The sequence below is a fragment of the Rhodococcus sp. YH1 genome (assembly GCF_009939605.1).
GTDB lineage: Bacteria > Actinomycetota > Actinomycetes > Mycobacteriales > Mycobacteriaceae > Rhodococcus > Rhodococcus aetherivorans.
Map to the genome: position 1 here is coordinate 1 of NZ_WVTE01000161.1, position 3,086 is coordinate 3,086.

The window sequence follows — 3,086 nt, forward strand, 5'->3', positions numbered from 1 at the left end:
GCTCGGTCTCCGCCGCCGGGGTGCTGCGCGGCATCCACTACGCCGACGTCCCCCCCGGGCAGGCCAAGTACGTCACCTGCCCGGCCGGCGCGGTGCTCGACGTCGTCGTCGACCTGCGCGTCGGCTCGCCCACCTTCGGGCAGTGGGACGCGGTGCTGCTCGACGACGTCGACCGCCGCGCGATCTTCCTCCCCGAGGGCCTCGGCCACGCCTTCTGTTCCCTGGCCGACGGCTCGACCGTCGTCTACCTGTGCTCGACCGGCTACAACCCCGACCGCGAACACGAGATCGACCCCCTCGACCCGCAGATCGGCATCGACTGGCCCACCACCGGCCGCGACGGGCAACTGCTGCACTACCAGCTCTCCGACAAGGACCGGGCGGCCCCCTCGCTGGCCGACGCCGTCGCGGCCGGGTCGCTGCCGCGGTACCTCGGGTGAGCGCGCAGCCGGTGCCCTCCCCCGATCCCGTCACCGAACCCGCCGGCGCACCCGGCGGGATGTCGGGGGCGCCGGGCCCGCTCATGCGCCTGTTCAAGAACCAGGCCGTGGCGTTCCTGCTGGTGGGGGCCTTCAACACCGCGCTGGGCACCGCTTGGTTCATCGTGTGGCAGCTCGCCGTCGGCGACACCCTCGGCTACCACGTCGCGATCGTGGCGGGCTACGCCTCCAATGTGCTGTGCGCCTTCTCCACCTACCGCTACCTCGTGTTCCGCGTGCGCGGTCACTTCCTGCGTGACCTGTGGCGGTTCGTGACCGTCAACCTGAGCGCGTTCCTGCTGAACCTCGCGCTCATGACGCTGGCGGTGTCCGTCCTCGGATTCCCCCCGATCCCCGCGCAGATCGTGATCACCTTCGTGACCGCGACGGCGAGCTTCTTCGGCTACCGGGACTTCTCCTTCCGCCGCGCCAAGCACGACTGAGCGACCCGAGCGAATGGACCATTTCGTCGGACCACGGAGGTGAGCGATACATTCGCTCGCCCCCCACGGCCGACCGATCAGCGCAGGCGGAAGATCACGGCGCGCTGCACCACGAAGTTGATCACGGTGGCCGTGCCCTGCGCGACGACGAATGCGAGCGGCACGCGCCACCACTCGGCGGGCAGCGCGTCGTACAGCACGTAGTTGATGCCGACCTGCACGGCGTAGGTGACGGCGTACAGGATCACCACCGCGACGAACCGGGCCCGGCTCGGTTCCGCCCTGAAGGTCCAGCGCCGGTTGATCAGGTACGCGGTGGTGGTGCCGGCGACGAACGACAGCGACTTCGCGACATTGACGTGCAGCCCCACGGCCAGCAGCAGCACGTAGAGACCGAAGTCCACGATCGCGGACAGCCCGCCGGTGAGGACGAACCGCACGATCTGCGTCTTCAGGTCGAGCGCCTCGTCGGCGGTGCTGTCGGTGAGGGGGATCTCCACCGGCAGGGGGGCGTGGTGCTCCGGTTGCGTCTGCCAGTGCGGGTGCTGCGGGTGCTCGGACACGGCGACAGCCTATGCGAGCGGCGCGAGCGCTCCCGCTCCGCGACGGAACGCACCGGGACGGTTCCGGCAATCCGGACGCCGGGGCGGGGACGTCGCCACCGACACACTCTCGCTGCTGCGACCGGCGGGTAACCTGTACGGCGATGTCCACGACAGCTGCAGAGCCGGCCGCCGCGCCGCTCCCCACCCAGACCCGCACTCTGACCGGCTGGGGGCGCACCGCCCCGACCACCGCGGAGGTGCTGTCCACTCCCGACGTCGAGGTGATCGCGCAGGCGGTCGCCCGGGTCGCGGAGCAGAACGAGTCCAAGCCGTCGCATCTGCGCCGCGGTGTCATCGCCCGCGGCCTCGGCCGCTCGTACGGTGACCCGGCGCAGAACGCGGGCGGGCTCGTCGTCGACATGACGGCGCTGGACCGGATTCACACGATCGACCGCGAATCGCGTCTGGTCACCGTCGACGCGGGCGCCAACCTGGACCAGTTGATGCGCGCGGCGCTGCCGTTCGGCCTGTGGGTGCCGGTGCTGCCGGGCACCCGGCAGGTGACCGTGGGCGGCGCCATCGGCGCGGACATCCACGGCAAGAACCACCACAGCGCCGGCAGCTTCGGCAACCACGTCCGGTCGATGGACCTGCTCACGGCCGACGGCCAGGTGCGCACCCTCACCCCGAACGGTCGCAACTCCAAGCTGTTCTGGGCGACGGTCGGCGGCATGGGCCTGACCGGCATCATCCTGCGCGCCACGATCGAGATGACGCCCACCGAGACGGCGTACTTCATCGCCGACGGCGACGTCACCAGCACCCTCGACGAGACGATCGCGCTGCACAGCGACGGCAGCGAGGCGAACTACGACTACTCGAGCGCCTGGTTCGACGCGGTCGCACCGCCGCCGAAGCTCGGCCGCGCGGCGGTCTCCCGCGGTTCGCTCGCGAAGCTCGACCAGCTGCCGAAGAAGCTGCAGAAGAACCCGCTGAAGTTCGACGCGCCGACGCTGCTGACGTTCCCGGACATCTTCCCGAACGGCCTGGCCAACAAGTACACCTTCAGCGCCGTCGGCGAGCTGTGGTACCGCAAGTCCGGCACCTACCGCGGCAAGGTCCAGAATCTGACGCAGTTCTACCACCCGCTCGACATGTTCGGTGAGTGGAACCGCGCCTACGGTTCGAACGGCTTCCTGCAGTACCAGTTCGTGGTGCCCACGGAGGCCGTCGAGGAGTTCAAGAGGATCATCGTCGACATCCAGAAGTCGGGGCACTACTCGTTCCTCAACGTCTTCAAGCTGTTCGGCCCGGGCAACAAGGCGCCGCTGAGCTTCCCGATCCCGGGGTGGAACATCTGCGTCGACTTCCCCATCAAGGCGGGCCTGAACGAGTTCGTCCGCGAACTCGACCGCCGCGTCCTCGAATTCGGCGGCCGCCTCTACACCGCCAAGGATTCGCGCACCTCCGCCGAGACGTTCCACGCGATGTACCCGCGCATCGGCGAATGGATCAAGATCCGCCGCTCGGTCGATCCCACCAACGTGTTCGCCTCCGATATGTCCAGAAGGTTGGAACTCCACTGATGATCAACGCCGTCGGCAACCCCCAGACCCTGC

General features: G+C 69.1%; 4 protein-coding genes. 3 read left to right on the forward strand and 1 reads right to left on the reverse strand.

Going from position 1 to position 3,086, the window contains the following annotated elements; all coding sequences use genetic code 11:
* The coding region (locus AIIKEEIJ_RS13245) for a dTDP-4-dehydrorhamnose 3,5-epimerase family protein (RefSeq protein ID WP_161995836.1) at window positions 1-440 on the forward strand (440 nt) is incomplete at its 5' end.
* Window positions 437-922: a GtrA family protein gene (locus AIIKEEIJ_RS13250; protein ID WP_006932750.1), complete on the forward strand. Its 486-nt coding sequence runs from the start codon at window positions 437-439 to the stop codon at window positions 920-922. The genes AIIKEEIJ_RS13245 and AIIKEEIJ_RS13250, both read left to right, overlap by 4 nt.
* 77 nt (window positions 923-999) lie before the next feature.
* Here AIIKEEIJ_RS13250 and AIIKEEIJ_RS13255 read toward each other — a convergent pair whose 3' ends face one another.
* Entirely contained in the window at window positions 1,000-1,422 is a 423-nt protein-coding gene (locus AIIKEEIJ_RS13255; protein ID WP_006932748.1) for a GtrA family protein, read from the reverse strand.
* A gap of 206 nt (window positions 1,423-1,628) precedes the next feature.
* On the opposite strand from AIIKEEIJ_RS13255, the gene AIIKEEIJ_RS13260 reads away from it, so the two are divergent.
* Window positions 1,629-3,053 carry an FAD-binding oxidoreductase gene (locus AIIKEEIJ_RS13260; protein WP_006932747.1) on the forward strand — a complete coding sequence of 475 codons (1,425 nt, stop codon included), beginning with the start codon at window positions 1,629-1,631 and terminating at the stop codon, window positions 3,051-3,053.
* Window positions 3,054-3,086 lie beyond the last annotated feature (33 nt).